General features: G+C 58.0%; 15 protein-coding genes, 1 rRNA gene and 1 pseudogene. 14 read left to right on the top strand and 3 right to left on the bottom strand.

Annotation, left to right across the window (positions count from 1 at the left end):
* The first annotated feature begins 182 nt into the window (after positions 1-182).
* The 7 genes from rrf to N436_RS27350 all read left to right on the top strand — a co-directional run bounded on the left by rrf (position 183) and on the right by N436_RS27350 (position 12102).
* Positions 183-298 (top strand): 5S ribosomal RNA (rrf, locus tag N436_RS27380).
* Between the two features lie 150 nt (positions 299-448).
* The gene (gene recC, locus N436_RS27375; RefSeq protein WP_110742421.1) at positions 449-3928 is read left to right on the top strand and encodes an exodeoxyribonuclease V subunit gamma; all 3480 of its coding nucleotides are present in this window, start codon (positions 449-451) and stop codon (positions 3926-3928) included.
* Entirely contained in the window at positions 3925-7599 is a 3675-nt protein-coding gene (gene recB, locus N436_RS27370) for an exodeoxyribonuclease V subunit beta (protein ID WP_110742420.1), read from the top strand. The genes recC and recB overlap by 4 nt, the downstream gene beginning before the upstream one ends.
* Positions 7596-9671: an exodeoxyribonuclease V subunit alpha gene (gene recD / locus N436_RS27365; protein ID WP_110742419.1), complete on the top strand. Its 2076-nt coding sequence runs from the start codon at positions 7596-7598 to the stop codon at positions 9669-9671. Before recB ends, recD begins: the two co-directional genes overlap by 4 nt.
* Before the next feature lie 100 nt (positions 9672-9771).
* A complete protein-coding gene (locus N436_RS27360) occupies positions 9772-10338 on the top strand; it encodes a YfiR family protein (protein WP_105947035.1) in 567 nt (188 codons plus the stop codon).
* Entirely contained in the window at positions 10335-11606 is a 1272-nt protein-coding gene (locus N436_RS27355; RefSeq protein ID WP_016713423.1) for a diguanylate cyclase domain-containing protein, read from the top strand. Before N436_RS27360 ends, N436_RS27355 begins: the two co-directional genes overlap by 4 nt.
* Positions 11607-11610: 4 nt before the next feature.
* Positions 11611-12102, top strand: a complete 492-nt coding sequence (locus N436_RS27350; protein ID WP_060500009.1) for an OmpA family protein — start codon at positions 11611-11613, stop codon at positions 12100-12102.
* A 148-nt stretch (positions 12103-12250) separates the two neighbouring features.
* Here the strand turns inward: N436_RS27350 and N436_RS27345 are convergent.
* Positions 12251-12388: pseudogene (locus N436_RS27345) on the bottom strand (LysR family transcriptional regulator); the annotation flags it as partial.
* Positions 12389-12632: 244 nt separating this feature from the next.
* Between N436_RS27345 and N436_RS27340 the strand changes: the two are divergent.
* The 5 genes from N436_RS27340 (at position 12633) to N436_RS27330 (ending at position 16588) form a co-directional block, all read left to right on the top strand.
* Positions 12633-13799, top strand: coding sequence for a tyrosine-type recombinase/integrase (locus N436_RS27340; RefSeq protein ID WP_110742418.1), 1167 nt, complete (start codon positions 12633-12635; stop codon positions 13797-13799).
* 600 nt (positions 13800-14399) lie between these two features.
* Complete coding sequence (locus N436_RS28495; protein WP_158286276.1) at positions 14400-14552, top strand: hypothetical protein; 153 nt, start codon at positions 14400-14402, stop codon at positions 14550-14552.
* Positions 14549-14770 (top strand): hypothetical protein, encoded by a 222-nt coding sequence (locus N436_RS28455; RefSeq protein WP_146232456.1) that lies wholly within the window; start codon positions 14549-14551, stop codon positions 14768-14770. Before N436_RS28495 ends, N436_RS28455 begins: the two co-directional genes overlap by 4 nt.
* A gap of 4 nt (positions 14771-14774) precedes the next feature.
* Positions 14775-15251, top strand: a complete 477-nt coding sequence (locus N436_RS27335) for a hypothetical protein (RefSeq protein WP_146232457.1) — start codon at positions 14775-14777, stop codon at positions 15249-15251.
* Between the two features lie 581 nt (positions 15252-15832).
* On the top strand, positions 15833-16588 hold the full coding sequence (locus tag N436_RS27330; protein ID WP_110742416.1) for a hypothetical protein: 756 nt from the start codon (positions 15833-15835) through the stop codon (positions 16586-16588).
* Between the two features lie 594 nt (positions 16589-17182).
* On the opposite strand, the gene N436_RS27325 is transcribed toward N436_RS27330, so the two are convergent.
* Positions 17183-17605, bottom strand: a complete 423-nt coding sequence (locus N436_RS27325) for a 3-isopropylmalate dehydratase (protein WP_110742415.1) — start codon at positions 17603-17605, stop codon at positions 17183-17185.
* 202 nt (positions 17606-17807) lie between these two features.
* On the opposite strand from N436_RS27325, the gene N436_RS27320 reads away from it, so the two are divergent.
* Together N436_RS27320 and N436_RS27315 are read left to right on the top strand one after the other, a co-directional pair.
* A complete protein-coding gene (locus tag N436_RS27320; protein ID WP_110742414.1) occupies positions 17808-18437 on the top strand; it encodes a recombinase family protein in 630 nt (209 codons plus the stop codon).
* A 348-nt stretch (positions 18438-18785) separates the two neighbouring features.
* On the top strand, positions 18786-18977 hold the full coding sequence (locus N436_RS27315) for a hypothetical protein (protein WP_110742413.1): 192 nt from the start codon (positions 18786-18788) through the stop codon (positions 18975-18977).
* A 4-nt stretch (positions 18978-18981) separates the two neighbouring features.
* Here N436_RS27315 and N436_RS27310 read toward each other — a convergent pair whose 3' ends face one another.
* Positions 18982-19746: a hypothetical protein gene (locus tag N436_RS27310; protein WP_110742412.1), complete on the bottom strand. Its 765-nt coding sequence runs from the start codon at positions 19744-19746 to the stop codon at positions 18982-18984.
* Positions 19747-19751: the final 5 nt, after the last annotated feature.

Below are 19751 nucleotides of genomic sequence, written 5' to 3'. Positions count from 1 at the left end.
TGTGAGGCGTTGAGCTAACCAATACTAATTGCCCGTGAGGCTTGACCATATAACACCCAAGCAATTTGCGCGTGAGCCGAATTGTGGTGGTGAAGACGAAAGACCCGAAAATTCGTAAGACCACAAATTCACATATCCGAATTCGCTAGAGCATCCATCTGGATCTTCTGGCAACAGAATTTCTTGACGACCATAGAGCATTGGAACCACCTGATCCCATCCCGAACTCAGCAGTGAAACGATGCATCGCCGATGGTAGTGTGGGGTTTCCCCATGTGAGAGTAGGTCATCGTCAAGATTCATTTCGCAAAACCCCTATCTGCACATGCAGGTAGGGGTTTTGTCTTTTCCGGCCAGGAAAAGATTTGTCTCCACGCGTGCCACGGTCCGTGCCACGCCCCGTGATATGGTTCCGCATCTGAACCAACTGCCTTCCAGGGAATGCTCAATGGCTATTACCACGCTCCACCCAGGTTTCATGATCGTCCACGGCAACCGCCTCGATGACCTACGCAGCCTGGTGGTGAGCTGGATGCGCCGTTACCCCTTGGCACCTTTGGAAAACGAAATCGCCCTTGTCCAAAGCAATGGTATCGCCCAATGGCTCAAACTGGCCCTGGCTGAAGACCCGTTGGAAAATGACCTGGGTGGCTGCGGCATCGCTGCTGCAATCGATGTGCAACTGCCTGGCAGCTTCATGTGGCAGCTGTACCGCAGCGTGCTGGGCCACGACGAAATTCCCGAAGTTTCCCTGCTCGACAAGGCCCCACTGACCTGGCGCCTGATGCGCCTGCTGCCAGCCCTGATAGAGCGCCCGCATTTCGAGCCGCTGCAGCGCTTCCTCAATGACGACAGCGACCTGCGCAAGCGCTACCAGCTCGCCGAGCGACTGGCTGACCTGTTCGACCAGTACCAGGTCTACCGCGCCGACTGGCTCAAGGACTGGGCTGCTGGCAATCACATCCTCAATACTGCCCGTGGTGAGCGCAAAGCCCTGCCGCCGGGCAACCGCTGGCAAGCCGAGTTGTGGCGAGCCTTGTTGGAGGATGTCGGTGAGCAGGGCATGGCGCAAAGCCGCGCCGGGGTACATCAGCGCTTCACCGAGCGCATCAACAACCTGGAACAGGCACCCGCAGGGCTGCCACCGCGGGTGATTGTGTTCGGCATTTCCTCGTTGCCTGCACAGGCCCTGGAAGCACTGGCAGGCCTGGCGCGCTTTAGCCAGGTATTGTTGTGCGTGCACAACCCCTGCCGCCACCACTGGGCCGACATCGTTGCCGACAAGGACCTGTTACGCCACCAGTACAAACGCCAGCAACGCAAACAGGGCATGCCCCTGCAACTGGACGACCAGTCGCTGCACCAGCATGCTCATCCGTTGTTGGCCGCCTGGGGCAAACAGGGCCGCGACTACATCAACCTGCTCGACAGCTATGACGACCCGGGCAGCTACCAGGGTGCGTTCAGTGATGGGCGCATCGACCTGTTCAGCGACGGCTCGCCCACCACATTGCTCAACCAGTTGCAGGACGACATTCTTGAACTGCGCCCGCTCGCCGAAACCCGTGAGCTGTGGCCGCAAGTCGACCCAGGCAAAGACCGCTCGATCCGCTTCCACATTGCACACAGCCCGCAACGCGAAGTGGAGATTCTCCATGACCAGCTTCTGGCCCGCTTCAGCGCCGACCCTACGTTGCGCCCGCGTGACGTAATCGTCATGCTGCCAGCCATCGACACTTACGCGCCGCATATTCGCGCCGTGTTCGGCCAGTTGCAGCGCAATGACCCGCGCTACATCCCGTTCACCCTCACCGATCAGGGCCAGCGCGGGCGTGAGCCTTTACTGATCGCCCTTGAACACTTGCTCAAACTGCCGGATAGCCGTTTCGCGGTCAGCGAAGTGCTCGACCTGCTGGACGTACCGGCAGTCCGTGCCCGCTTCGGTATCCGCGAAAACGACTTGCCTACGCTGCACCGCTGGATCGAGGGCGCCGGTATCCGTTGGGGCCTCAACGCCGAGCAGCGGGCCAGCCTGGGTTTGCCCGCCGGGCTTGAGCAGAACAGTTGGCGCTTCGGCCTGAGGCGCATGCTGCTGGGCTATGCCGTAGGTGTGGGAGAGGCCTGCGATGGCATCGAGCCCTACGATGAAATCGGCGGCCTGGACGCCGCACTGATCGGTCCGCTGGTTGCACTGCTCGATGCACTCGATGTCGCTTGTCAGGCATTTTCCGAGCCCGCCACTGTCAGTCAGTGGGGAGAGCGCCTGCACGCGTTGCTGCAGGTATTCTTCCTCGCCGAGGATGAGCACGACGAATTCTTGCTGATGCAGCTACAGGACCTGCGCGATGGCTGGCTCGAAGTGTGCGAGGCTGTTGGGCTGAATGACCCGTTGCCGCTGACCGTGGTGCGTGAAGCCTGGCTGTCAGGCCTCGACCAGGGCAAGCTGTCGCAACGTTTCCTCGCCGGTTCGGTTAACTTCTGCACCCTCATGCCCATGCGCGCGATCCCGTTCCGCGTAGTCTGCCTGCTGGGCATGAACGATGGCGACTACCCGCGCGCCCAGCAACCACTGGACTTCGACCTGATGGCCAGCGATTACCGCCCCGGTGACCGCTCACGCCGCGAAGACGACCGTTACCTGCTGCTCGAAGCGCTGCTGTCGGCACGTGACCAACTGTATGTCAGCTGGGTCGGGCGCAGTATCCGCGACAACAGCGAGCGCCCGGCCTCGGTACTGATCGGCCAGCTACGCGATCACATCGCTGCGGGCTGGCAGTTGACCGGCGCGGAGCAAGGGCAACCCGCGCAGCCGGGCGAGCAACTGCTGCACGCACTGACCCTGGAGCACCCGCTGCAGCCGTTCAGCCCCCGCTATTTCCAGAAGGGCAGTCCGCTGTTCAGTTTTGCCCACGAATGGCAGGTGCTGCACCAGCAAGGCGAGGAGCAAGAGCAGGGCGACCCAGGCTTGCCTCCTTATCTCGACGATGAGGCCCTGAGCCTGACCCAGCTGAATGACTTCCTGCGCCACCCGGTACGGCACTTCTTCAGCCAGCGTTTGAAGGTGTACTTCGAAGCATTGGAGGCGCCGACCCCGGACGAAGAACCTTTTGTCCTCGATACCCTGCAACGCTACGGTGCCAGTGAGAGCCTGCTCGGCGCCGCCCTGGCCGAGCCGGGCAACGCCGAACAGGCCTTGCAGGCCCAGGCCCGGCGCCTGCAAGCCTGCGGTTTGTTGCCACTGGCCGGCTTCGGCGAGCTACTGCAAAACGAGCTGATCGAACCGCTACCCGACCTGCTGCAACGTCACCAGCAGTTGCTGCAACGCTGGCCACAGCTGGTCGAGGGCGCTTTGCCGGTGCATTTTGAGCACGGCCAGCACCGGCTCGAAGGCTGGCTGGGCCGTGTGTTCCAGGCGGATGACCAGAGCCTGCTTAGCATCACCACCGTACCCAACACCATCAGTGCCGGGCGCAACAACCTCAAGTGGCACCGCCTGATCGCCCCTTGGGTCACGCACTTGGCCGCTTGTGCGGCGGGCTACCCCTATAACAGTGCGCTGGTAGCCAGTGACCTGACCCTGTTGCTTGCACCGCTGCCGCCCGAGCAGGCCACGCAACTGTTGGGCGATTTGCTGGTGGCCCGTCAGGCAGGGATGAATGCGCCTCTGCCCGTTGCAGCCAAAACCGCGTTTGCATGGTTGGCCCAGGACGATGCGGACAAGGCCCAGGCCGCCGCAGCCCGCGCCTACGAAGGCGACGAGCGCACCAGCTTTGGCGAGCGTGGTGAAAGCATTGCCCTGGCTCGCCAGTTCCGTGACTTTGCCGCACTCACCGCTGACGAAACCTTCGAAGGCTGGTGCGAAACCTTGTACCGCCCGTTGTTCACCGCCCCTTGGCAGACCTTGGGCAATCCGGAGAAAGGCGTATGACCCAGGTCCGTCCCTTGGCACTGAGTTTCCCCCTGCACGGCAGCCAGCTGATCGAGGCCAGCGCCGGCACGGGCAAGACCTTCACCATTTCGGCGCTGTACCTGCGCCTGATCCTCGGCCACGGTGGCGAACAGGGCTTCGACCGCGAGCTGCTACCACCACAAATCCTCGTGGTGACCTTTACCGACGCTGCCACCAAAGAGCTGCGCGAGCGCATTCGTGCCCGCCTGGCTGAGGCTGCACGGTTTTTCCGTGGTGAACTGGAAGGCGCCGACCCGTTGTTGCATCAACTGCGTGACGATTATCCACAAGAGGCCTGGCCGCGTTGTGCCGGCCGCCTGGAAATCGCTGTGCAGTGGATGGACGAAGCGGCGGTATCGACCATCCATGGCTGGTGCCAGCGCATGCTCCGCGAGCATGCCTTCGACAGTGGCAGCTTGTTCACCCAGACCCTGGAAACCGACCACAGCGAGCTGCTGGGCCAGGTGATGCGCGATTACTGGCGGCGTTTCTGCTACGGCATGCGCGGTGATGCGCTGGCCTGGGTCCGCAGCAACTGGGGGAGCCCCGATGCCTTGCTGCCGCGCATCCGCCCGCTGTTTGGCCGCATACGCGCTCAGCACGACGGGCCAGAGCCCGCTGCGTTGATCCAGGCGTCCCTGCAGCAACGTGGCCAACAGCTGGCCCGGCTGAAGGCGCCATGGGCGCAGTGGGCCGAAGAGCTGCGCCAAATCTGCCGCGATGCACTGGCCGCCAAGCAGGTCGACGGCCGCAAGATGCAGGCCCGTTACTTCGAACCCTGGTTCGACAAACTTTGCGCTTGGGCAGCCGATGAGCAACGGGTGGAGCTCGACCTGGGTACCGGCTTCACCCGCCTCACCCCGGCGGGCATGGCTGAAGCCTGGAAGGGCGAACCGCCCGAGCACCCGGCCCTCGACGCCATGCAGACGCTGCAACAGCAATTGCAGGCCTTGGACAACCCAGATGCACCGTTGCTTGAGCATGCTGCCGGCTGGGTATCGGCGCGATTTGAAGTGGAGAAGCGCCGCCGTGCGGAAATGGGCTTCGACGACATGCTCGTGCGCCTGCAGCACGCCCTGGCCAGCGAGGCCGGTGAGCGCCTGGCCAGCCTGATTCGCGAGCAGTTTCCGGTCGCGCTGATCGACGAATTCCAGGACACCGACCCGGTGCAGTACGGTATTTTCGAGCGCATTTACCAGATCAGCGAAAACCGTGCGCAAACCGGCCTGTTCATGATCGGTGACCCCAAGCAGGCGATTTACGCCTTCCGGGGTGCCGACATTTACACCTACCTTGCTGCGCGGCGCGCCACCAGTGGCCGCCTGCATAGCCTGGACACCAACTACCGCTCCAGCAAAGCCATGGTCGCGGCGGTCAACCAGGTGTTCCTGCAGGCCGAAGCGCGTGAAACGGGGCGGGGTGCATTCCTGTTCCGCGAAGCCGATGACAACCCGTTGCCGTTCATCGAGGTGCATGCCAAGGGCCGTGGCGAACAGCTGCTGATTGACGGTGAAGCCAGCGCAGCCCTGCAGTGCTGGCAGCTGGAAAGCGAAGAGCCGGTTTCCAGCAGCGTCTACCGCCAGCAACTGGCCGCCAGCTGCGCCAGCCATATCGTCGCCTTGCTCAACGGTGGCCAGCAGGGCACGGCGGGCTTCCAGAATGCCGAGGGCGAATTGCGCCCCTGCCTGCCTTCGGACATCGCCATCCTGGTGCGTGATGGCCATGAAGCACAGATGGTTCGCGCCGAGCTGGCCGCGCGTGATGTGCGCAGCGTGTACCTGTCCGACAAGGATTCGGTGTTTGCCGCCCAGGAAGCCCACGACCTGCTGGCCTGGCTCAAGGCCTGCGCCGAGCCAGACTCGGAACGCCTGCTCAAGGCCGCACTGGCCAGCCTCACACTGGGCCTGTCGCTGGCCGAACTGGACCGGCTGAACCAGGACGAGCGGGTCTGGGAAGGCTGGGTCATGCGTTTTCGCCTTTACCGCGACACCTGGCAGCGCCAAGGGGTGCTACCGATGTTGCGGCACCTGCTGCATGACTTCCATCTGCCGCGCACGCTGATTCGCCGCAGTGATGGCGAGCGGGTGCTGACCAACCTGCTTCACCTGGCCGAGCTGTTGCAGCAGGCCGCAGGCGAGCTGGACGGTGAGCAGGCGCTGATCCGCCACTTGGCCGAGCACCTGGCCAGTTCCGGGCAGGCCGGTGAAGAACAGATCCTGCGCCTGGAGAGCGACGAACAGCTGGTCAAGGTGGTAACGATCCACAAGTCCAAGGGCCTGGAGTATCCCTTGGTCTATCTGCCGTTCATCTGCACCAGCAAACCCGTCGACGGCACCCGACTGCCGTTGGCCTGGCATGACAGCGACGGTAATGCCCACCTCACACTCACGCCGAACCAGGAGCAGATCGAGCGCGCCGATGACGAGCGCCTGGCCGAAGACCTGCGCCTGCTCTACGTAGCCCTGACCCGGGCACAGCATGCTTGCTGGCTGGGTGTGGCCGACCTCAAGCGTGGCAACCAGAAGAGTTCGCAGCTGCACCGCTCGGCATTTGGCTACCTGCTGGGGGGCGGCCTTGCTCTGGCCGGATCGACGCAGTTGACGGACTGGTTGCAGGCGCTGGCAGCGACGTGCCCGCACATCACCTGCCCGGGTCTGCCGCAGGCGGATGAGCAGGTGTATCGCATGCCGCATGCCGAGCGTGAGCTGCTGCCCGCACGCAAGCCTCGCCGCGCAGCAGCCGAGCATTGGTGGATCGCGTCGTACAGCGCCCTGCGCGTCGGCGACCAGACCCTCGGCGCCGACAGCTCGCAGGCCCAGCAATTGCTGGATGACGAGGTGCTCGATGCCCAGGTGTTGCGCGAGGTCCCGCCCGACAGCGGCGATATCCACCGCTTTCCACGGGGACCGAACCCGGGCACCTTCCTCCATGGCCTGTTGGAATGGGCAGGGCGCGAGGGCTTCAGCCAGGTCACCGGCAACTCACAGCTGATCGAGCGAACCGTTGGCCAGCGATGCAACCGCCGTGACTGGACCGGCTGGATTCCCACGCTCACCCAGTGGCTGCAACGCTTGTTGAGCGAGCCGCTGCCGTTGCCGGGCAACGACCTGAGCGTAACGCTCGGTCAGTTGCGCCATTATCAGATCGAAATGGAGTTCTGGTTCGCCAGCCACCAGGTCGACGCCGAACAACTCGACCGCCTGGTCGCTCGCCACACCCACCCTGGCCTGGCACGCCCGGCAGCGCAGCCAACCGTGCTCAACGGCATGTTCAAAGGCTTCATCGACCTGGCGTTCGAGCTGGACGGGCGGTACTACGTGACCGACTACAAGTCCAACTGGCTGGGCCCGGACATCCAGGCCTACGACACAATGGCCATGGAAAAGTCCATCATCGAGCACCGCTATGACCTGCAGTACGTGCTGTACCTGCTGGCCCTGCACCGGCAGCTGCGCGCACGCTTGCCGGATTACGATTACGACCGCCATGTCGGTGGCGCCCTGTTCATCTTCCTGCGAGGCGCCAGCAGCAGCGGCCACGGCGTGTACCACGCCAAGCCACCGCGTGAGCTGATTGAGCGCCTGGATGCGCTGTTCCGTGGTGAGCGCGCGCCCGCACAGCAGGACCTGTTAGCCGGAGTCGCGCCATGAGCCGAAGCCTAGTCGACCTTTTGCCCACTCCATTGCACGCCGAGCACCTGTTGGCGCTGGCACCTCAGCATGACAGTGGTGACCTGCTGCAACTGCTCGACCGCTGGGTAGAGCGGGGCTGGCTGCGCGCCCTGGACCGCGCATTCGTGTCGTTCCTTGAAGAGCGCGCCCCAGGCAGTGACCCCTTGCTGTTGCTGGCGGCAGCGTTGGCCAGCCACCAACTGGGCCATGGCCATGTGTGCCTCGACTTGCAGCAAACCCTGGCCGAGCCCGACTTTGCGCTGTCGCTGCCACCGGAGGGTGACGCCTTGACTGGCCCTCTGCTGTTACCCTCGCAGCTGCTGTCCAACCTCGACTTGAATGCCTGGCGCCAGCGCATCGCCGCCAGCTCGCTGGTGGCACTCGGCGATAACCCAGGCCAGCAAGCGCGGCCGCTGGTGCTCAGCGGCGAGCGCCTGTACCTGCGCCGTTACTGGCGCTACGAGCGGCGCATCGACCATACCCTGCGCCAGCGCCTGACCCAGGCCGAAGCGCCGCTGACCGACCTGTCAGATCGCCTGGCGCAGCTGTTCGCGGGCGGTGCGCCAGCAGGTCAGGTGGACTGGCAGAAGCTGGCGTGTGCGCTGGCTACCCGTGCCGGTTTCAGCATCATCACGGGCGGCCCCGGCACGGGTAAAACCACGACCGTCGTGCGCCTGCTGGCCTTGCTGCAGGGGCCGGCGGTAGAGCTGGGCAGGCCGCTGCGCATACGCCTGGCCGCGCCGACCGGCAAGGCTGCTGCGCGCCTGACCGAATCCATTGGCCAGCAAGTCGAGCGGCTGCAAGTCAGCACCGAAGTCCGCGGGCAAATTCCCACTGATGTCAGCACCGTACACCGGCTGCTCGGCAGCCGCCCAGGCTCGCGGCACTTCCGCCACCATGCTGGCAACCCGTTGCCGCTGGACGTGCTGGTGGTCGACGAGGCGTCGATGATCGACCTGGAAATGATGGCCAACCTGCTCGATGCCTTGCCGCCACGGGCACGCCTGGTGCTGCTGGGGGACAAGGACCAGTTGGCCTCTGTCGAGGCCGGCGCGGTGCTGGGGGATTTGTGCCGGGATGCCGAGGAGGGCTATTACTCGCCGGCAACCACCGCGTGGCTGGAACAGGTCAGCGGCGAGTCGTTGGCCGGCAGCGGGCTAAAGGCTGGCGATGAGCAGCGCAACCCGCTGGCCCAGCAGGTGGTAATGCTGCGTTTTTCACGACGCTTCGGCGAAGGCAGCGGCATTGGTCAACTGGCCAGGCTGGTCAATCGCCAGGACGCTTGCGCGGCACGCAACCTGCTGGCCACGCCACCGGACGACGTGCACAGCCTAGCGCTCAAGCATGAGCAGGACCGTGCTTTTGACCGCCTGCTGCTCGACGGCCTGAACCGTGGTGCCGAAGGCCCGCAAGGCTATCGCAGCTACCTGCGCACCCTTGGCCGCTACAGGCCGGCACTCGAAACCGCATTTGACGACCCGGCATGGGAGCAGTGGGCGGGCAAGGTGCTGCACAGCTTCGAGGACTTCCAGTTGCTCTGCGCGGTGCGTCGCGGCGCCTGGGGTGTCGAAGGCCTCAACGAGCGGGTGGCGCGGGTGCTGCACAATGCCGGGCTGATCGACAGCCAGCAGCCCTGGTACGAGGGGCGCCCGGTGCTGGTGACCCGCAACGACTACGGCCTGGGCCTGATGAACGGTGACATCGGCATCGCCCTGCGCCTGCCGGATGAGCAAGGCGAGCCGCTGCTGCGCGTGGCTTTCCCGCGTAACGATGGCAGTGGCGGGGTGCGCTTCGTCCTGCCGAGCCGGCTTAACGAAGTGGAAACGGTGTTCGCCATGACCGTGCACAAGTCCCAGGGCTCGGAGTTCAGCCACACCGCACTGGTGTTGCCGGATGCGCTCAACCCGGTGCTGACCAAGGAACTGGTGTATACCGGCATCACCCGCGCCAAGCACTGCTTCAGCCTGGTCGAGCCACGCCAGGGCATTTTCGAAGAAGCGGTGGCGCGCAAGGTACGGCGTATTTCCGGGTTGATGCTGGAGCAGGTCTAGGGGCATACAACCCGATGCACCTGGCCGCTCTTCCATACAAGGAAGCGGCCTTGTGCTATCGTTGCGCCGATACCGGAAAGGACCATAAGAGATTTCCCACATGAACGTGGCCGGGAGGCGAGCGCCAAGCTGTGCACTTTCGCTGTTGCTGGCCGCCCTGTTCATTTCCATGGGCTCCGCCCGGGCAGATACTGCCACAACCACCGCCCAGGCCCAGCAACGCGCCAAGGCCGTGACCCAGGTCGTACTGGGTATCTTCAGCTATGCCCGCTGGCCGGTCGAACCATCCCCCTTACGCCTGTGCCTGGTCGGCCCCACCGAGTATGCCGATGACCTGATCAAAGGCCATGTACAGGAGTCCGGCCGCCCGCTGCAGGTGCGGCGGCTGCTGGCAGAGGATACCCAGGTCGCCCAGGCCTGCGATGCCATCTACATTGGCAAGCTTGACCAGGGCCAGCGCGACAAACTGTTCGAGCGCATCAGCGGCCACCCGGTTCTGAGCATCAGCGAAGCGAACGACCCCTGCACGGTCGGCAGCCTGTTCTGCCTGCGGGTCAGCGACCAGCAGGTGGCCTTTGAAGTCAACCTGGATTCGGTGGCGCGTTCCGGCGTGCGCATTCACCCCAGCGTGCTGCAACTGTCGCGGCGCCGGGCGGTGCAGCCATGAAGCCGACCCGCAAGCAGGGTGTGCGCCCGACCCTGCGTTCGGTGCTGGGCCGTGGCCACCTCAGCGTTGCCTTGCTCGCGGTAGGCCTGGCCGGTATTTCGCTTACGCTGCTGGGTGTGCTCGCCCTGCGCGTCTATGCCAATCACAACCTGCACCTGATCGCCCGCTCGATCAACTACACCGTAGAGGCGGCGGTGGTGTTCGATGACAGTGCTGCGGCCAACGAATCACTGGCGCTGATCGCCAGTAACGAGGAGGTGGCCGAAGCCAAGGTCTTCAACAACGAAGGCGAACTGCTGGCGCACTGGCAACGCGGTGATACGGGCATGCTCGGCAAGCTCGAAGTGCAGGTGGCCACGGCCTTGCTGGATGAGCCGGTCAACTTGCCGATCCTGCACCAGCAGCAAAAAGTCGGGCACACCGAACTGGTCGGCCAGGGCCGTAGCCTGCTGCTGTTCCTGCTCAGCGGTCTGGCCGGAATCCTGTTCTGCACGATACTCAGCGCTTTGGCTGCCCAGTATCTGTCGCGGCGCCTGCTCAGCAATATCACCCGTCCGCTGCGCGGCCTGGCCAGTGTCGCCCACGCCGCCCGCCGCGAACGCAGCTTCGACCGGCGCGTACCGGAGGCGCCGATTGCCGAGCTAAACGAACTGGGCAACGACTTCAATGCCCTGCTGGACGAACTGGAGGTGTGGCACAGCCACCTGCAGAACGAAAACCAGACCTTGGCCCACCAGGCTAGCCACGACAGCCTGACCGGCCTGCCTAACCGCGCCTTCTTCGAGGGGCGCCTGAACCGCAGCGTGCGCAATGCCGCGCGGCAGAGGGACCACTTGGCGCTTTTGTTCCTCGACAGCGACCACTTCAAGCAGATCAACGACACCCTTGGCCATGCCGTGGGCGATGAAGTGCTGATCAGCGTGGCCGACCGCGTGCGCGCCCAGCTGCGCGAGCACGACCTGGTTGCACGCCTGGGCGGTGACGAGTTCGCCGTGCTGCTGACACCTTTGCAGTCACGCAAGGACGCCGAGCAGATTGCCGAGAAGATCGTGGCCAGCATGAAGCTGCCGGTGCAGCTGGACAGCGGCCGCAGCATTGCCACCTCACTGAGTGTCGGTATTGCCTATTACCCGGACGACGGCGCTGACCCCGCCAGTCTTCTCAATGCCGCCGATGCGGCGATGTACGAGGCCAAGCGTAAACGCCGTGGCCATTGGCAAGTGGCGCAGACGGAACGGTCCGCCAGTGAAATCAAGAACAGGAGTTGAACCCGTGATGCACGCTATACGTTTTCCCCTTTGGGCCTTGTTGCTCGCCGTGCTGGCGCTGACCGGTTGCCAGAGCGCACCACCCAAGGGCCTTACCCCTGAACAGATTGCCGTACTCAAGCGCGAAGGCTTTACCCCCACCGATGAAGGCTGGGCCTACGACCTGTCCGGCAAAGTGCTGTTCGGCAGCGACCTGGACAGCCTTAACGGCCAGAGCCAGGCGATTGTCGAGCGCATCGGCAAGGCGCTGCTGGGCGTTGGCATCCAGGGCGTGCGGGTGGACGGGCATGCCGACTCGTCGGGCAAGGCGGCGTATAACCAGCAACTGTCCGAGCGCCGTGCCCAAAGCGTGGCCAAAGCGCTGGTCGGGGTGGGCATGCAGGCCCAGAACATTCAGCGCCGTGGCCTGGGCAGCACCCAGCCAGTGGCAGACAACCGCACCAGCGCCGGGCGTACCGAGAACCGGCGGGTGTCTATCGTGGTCGCGTCTTACTAACCCTGGCTCACAGGCTGTCACATTTTCCCTGTGGGAGCGGGCGCGCCCGCGAAACAGGCAGCGCGGTGTCTGGCACCGGCTTCGCCGGTGTTCGCGGGCACGCCCGCTCCCACAGGATTTGTGCTGCCCTTGGGAATGCGCAATCCCGTCATTCCTGAGCAAACCGCATCTCCCGCGTTTCCCCCATCAGCAACGGTGCATTCGCCTCCGTCACCCCCCGGATGTAATCCCACAACAGGGTAATCCGCTTCAATTTGCGCAAATCCTCCCGGCAGTACATCCAGAACGACAAAGAGGGAAAGGGTTAATCCAATAGATTCAAGGGGTTAACCATCATGAGCGTCAACCTACAGAGCCACCCTGTTACAAGTGTTGTCACAACCCGCACGTTGCCCTTGAGGCCACATTGCCGACTAGCCAGCCCCTACCACTACCGGCGACACGGGGTGTACTACCTGCGTCTTCGTATGACAGGTAGCGTGAGCAGGATGGTGTCTGTCTCTCTGAAGACCACTGATCGGAGACGGGCAATGGACACCTCCGCTAATCTCATAGCATCACTCCAAACCTTCCACATTGAGCGGCCTGAAGCCTTGTGGAACGATCTACGAGAGTATCTGCTGACATTGGTGAGTCGCACCGTGGTGTCTGCTGATGACAGTCATCCCTTTCATCATTGGGGGGAGTTGTACCGGAGCGTCACCGTTCCCCCAAGCCCAGTGGAAACACCGAACAGAGAAGTGATGATCACAGTGCCAGCAGAGTCACCGATGACCTTTGATGCACTCGCTCAGTTGTACATGGCTGATCGTGCTGGAGAGCAGAAACCTTCGACCCTGAAGGAAACGACTTTGTGTCACAAGGTGATCAGTGAGCATCTGGAGGGATTGGACTTCAGGAACCACTCAAGAGAAGACCTTGTAGCGTTCAGGGGGCGACTAGCCCAAGGACGGATGCCCTCAACGGTAAACAAGTTGATTGTGAAGATGTCGGCTGTGCTCGCATGGGCTGTGGAGAATGGGCACCTGAGCAGGACATACGACAAAAAGCTGAAGCTTACAAAGGGGGTTGAATCGACCCGTAAGGCGTTCTCCCAACCGCAGGTGCGCAAGCTAATGGACTATGCGAACTGCCTTCCAGAAGCATCATGGAAACGATGGCTGCTCAGCTTGGGAATCATCACTGGCGGGCGGCTGAAGGAGATATGCCAGTTGACTCCGGGTGACGTTGTAGCCATGAAATCTGGCCTTGTTGCCATTCACATCAATGAGGCAGGTGAGGGGAAGTCAATCAAGAACAAGCAGAGCGAGCGACTGGTGCCGCTTACTGACGGTGCCTATGGCTTCGAGTTAGCAGCGTTCCTAAGGTACGTCGATGTTATCCGCCGCAGTGGGAGCGAATCGCTAGCCCAGATTGGTTACAGGCCGTCGGGTGAGTGGGTCAACCAGCACGCTATCCCTGCCGCTTTGGGAGAAGCTTACGAACGCGGCTTAGTATTTCACTCACTGCGCCATTCTCTGGCTTCGTTGATGCAAGCGAAGGGGGTTCCTGTTACTCACGCTCAGGCTGTAATGGGTCACGCTTCAGGAACGATCACCTTTGATACCTATGGAGCTGGGGTTCCTGTGGAAGTGATTGAGAAGATGTTGAAGGCTGTGTTTACCCAAGCTGATCTGGAGTATGTGTCGAAAAAATAGTTGACTAAAAGTGCAGATGACGCATGTAACGTATTGACAAATGATAATCATTCGTGTCATAATGTGTGTATGTTAAGAGATTAAAGCTTAGTGCTTTTCAGGGTTGCACAACCTCCCTCTTAATATTCTCTTACACCGCTCACCGGTGTTGCTGAACAACTGTATTTCATGGCCTTTCCTTTCTGATCTACGGTTGTTCCTGCCACTGTGGTTCTCACCATGGTGGCACACATTTCTCCTTTTTCCTCTCGTTCACTTCACTGTGGCGAAAGGTTTTATATGTCTTCAATAATTCAATTCGTCGTAAAACTACTATCCAATCACATGGAGGATATCTTATGTCTGAAGAGCGTACATGTTTAAATTGCAATACACCACTAATCAATCGCCGTAGTCACGCTAAGGTGTGCTCAGACGAATGTCGAGTAAAAAGGTGGCGAGCACTTAAGGAACAATCAGTGCTGATCCCCTTTCGTATGTCTATTGTTAACCATACTGATTTGTTCTTGAAGGCGTATGCTGCCAATCTGAGCTTGGATGTTTACCTTAATAAACTGGTGAGCAATCACCTTATTTGCAATCCATAAAAAGGAACCGACAATGACCAATCAAGAAATTCACCAGAAACTGAAATACTTTAAATCACTTCGTGCAGCAGCAGCCTGTACAGGTAACCGTGCAGAAGGCCAACGTTGTTCAGACATAATTGAACTGTTGTCTGGATACATCGTAGCAGGTGCATACAAACAATGAATGTGGATGCATTCATCAAAGGACTTCAGCGAGCTAACGCTAGTCGTAAGCAGCGACAAGCCAAGCAGCAAGATGCAAACGCTATGAGCAACAAACCAGTTCTAACTAAAAATACACCAGCACTTGCAGATGCTCCAGTGCTTGACCTAGAGCATTACAGGGTCGAGCTTATTGCCAAGGCAATTGCACACATTAAAAACAAACAACAAAGGAAATGAACAAATGACAGAGAAAATTAAAATCAGTGGTACACCGCCGCAGTGGAGTCAATCAGAATACGAGCGACGGGTAGAGGGATGGGTCAATGCATACCGTGGTACTGAGCGAAGTATGCAATTAGTAAGAGCCAGTCTTGAGCATGAGTTCCTTCAGGCTGTGATTGACAAAGCGAGTCAGGGTTATACGATCACGCCGATCAAGCGCGTGATGCACGCACCTTTAGATCATAGTGTCTATATGGTTAAACCGCTGGTAGTACAACAGGCTGACATTGAGGAAATCAAAGCCGAAGTGAAGGCTGAGTATATTGAATGGTTGGAGAAGGAATATACTAGGTATCAGGACCTGCTCCGCCAACAACTGATCCAGAGTCAGCAGGAAAAAGAGGCTAAGGCCGCAGAACAAGCAGCAGCAAAGAAATTGGCTGAGATCGAAAAGCAAGTCCAAGCTTGCTACAAGCCGCTAGAGATTCCAGCGTAACCATCAACGCGACATAGGGATCAGTAACAGTGAAGTTATCAGGACGCTCCACATTAGCTAATGCTGGTGTGGAGCTTTTTTGTACCCTCGGGGAAGTGGTTTTGATCCGATGAACATTGGTGATTACCAATCAAATGCTCGACCCATGTCCTGTTCGCACTGAAACATCGTCATTTTTAAACGGATAGGACGTTTGTTCTTATTTATTGAGGGAGAATATTGGTAATGCGGCAGGAAGGCGTCAACCGATTAATTCTGAGCATTTTAACTGGCCGGGCATGAAAGGGGCGGGTAGAGGCTATCGTTGCTCAAATCGAAGCAGGAAAGCTTAAAGAGGCTTGATGTGTAGTAGATGAGAATTGATTTTATCTAAATAAGAATGGCTTGCATTTGCGTCCGCTTTCATGTAGAATCTCACCCCTTAAAAGTCAGCATGCCAACCTCCACGCGACCACTTCATTTCAGAAATGGTGCCTCGCAGGAGGTGTTGTCGTGCCTGAGCTTTGAGAAGTTACACCACACTAAATCGGCACAACCCGAGAGGAATGCCTATGAATTGAACGAAAAAAGGAGAATAAGGAATGAAGATGTTGAAACCCCGTCATTTGAAACAAAGTAATGCGCGTGAATATGCTGAGTGGGTCGAACGAATCAAGAGCGACGAGGCCGAGTTGGTGCGTGCTGCTAATGCTGTATCGAATGCTCTGGCGCAAAAAACTTCCAGTAACAACGTTGTAGCGTTAAATCCTATTGCTGAAAAGGGTGCTAAAAAAGGCGTTGGTGGTCGCCCTGAAAGCATTGTTGTCAATGATCTTGCACCGTTAATCAAATCGGTGTTTGATGGAATGAATGAAGACAAAATTTCAAGCTTGGACGGTATCAGAATTAACCGCTTCGGTTGGTTCTATGATGTTTGCTATGGTGCGATGCACATTGATGGCGTTGGGAGGAGTAATAGTGGTGAGTTTAAGATTCGATTCAGTCACCTGAACAAGGCTCTGGTACTACCTACACTGTCAACAAGGATTGTCGAAGCACAATGCAAGGTTAAAGAACGTACTGCACAATGGGTGATGAAAGCTGCCCGGACTGCATTGGGTGGTATCCGACTGCACTTGGAACGTCATCCTGATACAGTGGACACCTTGAAAGAAATTGCAAGCTACACCAAGCCGGCACCAGTGCTTAACACTGTTGAAGTCGAACCAATCTACACTGACGAACAACTTGATCTGAAACGTCAGGGTCGATATGTCGAGTATGGTGAAAGCGTGAGGGCCATGCGGAAAGCTCAAATGGCTGAAGCTGAGCATCAAGTCATGCCTTTGGCTGCATGAGACAACAAGGACGATACCCCCGGAATCATTGGGTAAGGCCAGTTAACGAAATGTATATAAGGGAACCTTTCCAATTGGAAAGGAGACCGTTTGTTCTGTGGAGATTGTCCACAGGGTAGGCTTTCTTCAAGGTGAAGCCTTGGTTAGGTCACTAGAGAAGTTGAAAGGAGAAGGGACAAGCTCCCTTCAAAACCCAAGAGCGTGTAATGCTCTGTGCCATGCACAGAATAGTAATGATATCTTGAATAAGCATTCCTGAGCTTGGCTCAGAATACAATGCTCAAGATAATCAAGATCAAAAGCTGGTTGGACTATGGTCCATCCTTCTAAAAGCATTCGCCTTGCGGCTCACCTGCGGACACTGAATGTATGAGAGTGATAATGTTCTGATTGACAATCAGTGATCGCCAAGGAAACCGTAGGTTGACGTTCTTGAGGATTCATCCTTGATAATCATTCTTCAGCGTCTACGCTGAATAGGGTAATCCTAGATCATCCGAAAATGAGGGAGAGGAACGAACCCACAAACACCATGCCATCATCCTCACCCTCGAACGGTGTGAACTACCACTCCTTGCACGTGCAAGGAATTCGTCAGTAAGACGATGGGCGAATGTCCAACATTGGTTGGAATGCAATCCTGAATGTTTGGCTTTCACCAATTTGCACCCAAGTAGCAACCTCCCGCTTGTACCCACTGTTGCCTGAGCAGTTTCCAGCACCTTGAGGGTCTGAACCAACGCCAATCAGATGCCTACCCGGTTTGAGGTAGAAACTGGCCTTTTCGTTGTTGTCGAGCCTTGCAGCAAGCACGCCATCCACATATACGGCGAAAAAGCACTGGGCTGAAGGAATCGCGCTTTCTCTGAGTACTGTGACACTCGCGTCCTTACCGTGATCTTCAGCCTTGAAGGCCAGCAGTCGATTGCTAGCAACTGGTGTCGCCTCTCCTAAGGTAGGCGGTGCGGCACAACCACCCAGCATGACAGTAACGGCGGCGGCAATCAGTGTGCGCATGAATCCTTTCCTTGCTTGAGTAAAGGCACAAAGCTATCACTGCGATATCCCAATGCCAACCACTCGCATTCCACTATCAAAGAACTCTACTCAAATGGGAATGGCGGTCCTATCTGATAGTAACTATCAAAATACCTCTTGATGATAGCTATATGATTTATTATCATAGGTCCATAAAATAGATAGCTAAAGGATAGTGATCATGAAAGCCCATCTGTATCTCCGTGCTTCCACCAAGGATCAGGACGCCAACCGTGCACGCCAGATGCTTGAAGCTTTCGCCAGTGACCACAACCTCACCATCGCAGGCGTATACGCTGAGAACATCTCAGGAACCAAGCTGGAGCGTCCAGAGCTTTCCCGTCTACTTGATGCTGCTCAAGCTGGCGACTCCATCGTATGCGAATCGGTTGACCGCCTGTCTCGCTTGTCCAGTGCTGAATGGGACGTACTGAAATCGACAATCAAGGCTAAGGGCTTACGTCTGGTAGTGGTTGACCTGCCCACCTCTCACCAGTTGGTCAGCGATACAGGTATCACTGGTGCAATCATGGAAGTCATCAACAACATGCTCCTTGATCTGATGGCAACCATGGCTCGCTTGGATCAAGAGAAGCGTGTGGAGCGGATCAGACAAGGTATCGAAAACAAGAAGGCCGCTGATCCCGCTTGGAAACCAGCGGGCAAAGGTAAGAACACTGCCATGTGGGAGAAGGTGACCACCATCATGACCAAGCACCCAACCATGACAGCCGACGATGTAGCCAAGTTGGCAGAGTGTGGAGTTGCCACGGTCTACAGGATCAAGAAGGAAATGAAAGCAGCTATTTAAAGCTCGCCTCATACAGCTGTTTACAGCCTTACTCTGTAGGGTCGGGTAGACATGCACTCAATTGCCTTGCTATGAGCCTCCTGTGAGCTTGTGGCAAGGCTTTCTTGTTTATGTCTGTAGGGATTTTGAAAACATAAAGCTTTTCGACCCTTTCTGTGATCTGGCCGTACTGAGCATGGGTGCTGTCTCTACGGATTTCCCCTCAGAAACCTGCCGGACAGGTAGCGAAATCCCATTTCTGATCTGGGGGGGATGGATTAGCGGCAGAGGGGTACGCTGTATGCAAACCATCCCACTGAGCACTACACATGGAAAAAACACCATCACCGCAGACCAGACGCATTTGAATTGCTCCATCTCAACCAGATAGCCATACGGGCGGCGATAGAAGAGCTAAGTACATGGGTTCGCCAACGCGGCTCGATCACCGTTCACGACAACGTGATGACGGCCTTGCAAGCTCTGGATGCCAATGCCAATGCCAATGCCATCGGCTCAGCGATTGAGCAGTTGCGAGAATTAATACTCGTTGATGGTTAGCCGATTAAATCTTTAATGCCTCCTTAATCTTGTCCCACTCCTTGGAAAGCGGTGGGTTAAGTCTGTCAAATATCTTGGAGGACAAAGTCACTGCAGCGTTAGCCTTGGCTGTTTCATACATTGAAAGTGAGGCTAAGGTCATCGCATTAAACTCCGCGTCTGCTGGCTTGGACTGGAATAGTGCAAAGACATCATCAAACACCTTTTCAGAACGCATGCGTAACCATTCAAGCCGAAACCATTTTGCTAAAACCTGCTCGCTGAACACTGCTTGCGATGCAACAAGTATAACTCCTAGGTCGTTTTTCCTGAACATCAAGCAAGTCACCCATAAAACAGCATAAATGGATATTCTTAGACGCTCTGTTTTCGCCATTTCTAGAGCAATGGATTTAGTGAAGTGACTGTTTTCCAGTACTTGTGCTGCGATCCTTTTTGTTGGTTCGGCAAAGTTGTTATTGTAGTATCCATCGGTTTTTTGGTGAGTCAGATTTATACCGCAGGAGCTGCTGAAAAAATCCTGCCGTCGCTTGTCCTCTGCTCGCGGTATCAAGTAAAGTCGCAATACCAATCCAATGATGCAAAGTGCCAGAACCGATAAGCCTAGGCCAATCGAAATAATAGGATAGAGGTCAGGATATTTCTGTTGGTCTAATAGCAGTGCAACAAAGGATAGGGCCGCACTCACATAAAATAATCGATCTGAGGCTTTGTCGGCTGACTCAACTGAGTCGTAGTAATTTTTGCGGATTGGATCATAGCGAGACATTGTTA

This window comes from Pseudomonas sp. RV120224-01b (assembly GCF_003208145.1).
In the GTDB taxonomy this organism is placed as follows: Bacteria; Pseudomonadota; Gammaproteobacteria; order Pseudomonadales; family Pseudomonadaceae; genus Aquipseudomonas; species Aquipseudomonas monteilii.
The sequence above is the reverse complement of the archived record's forward strand: the minus strand, read 5'-3'. Positions and strand labels throughout refer to the sequence as shown.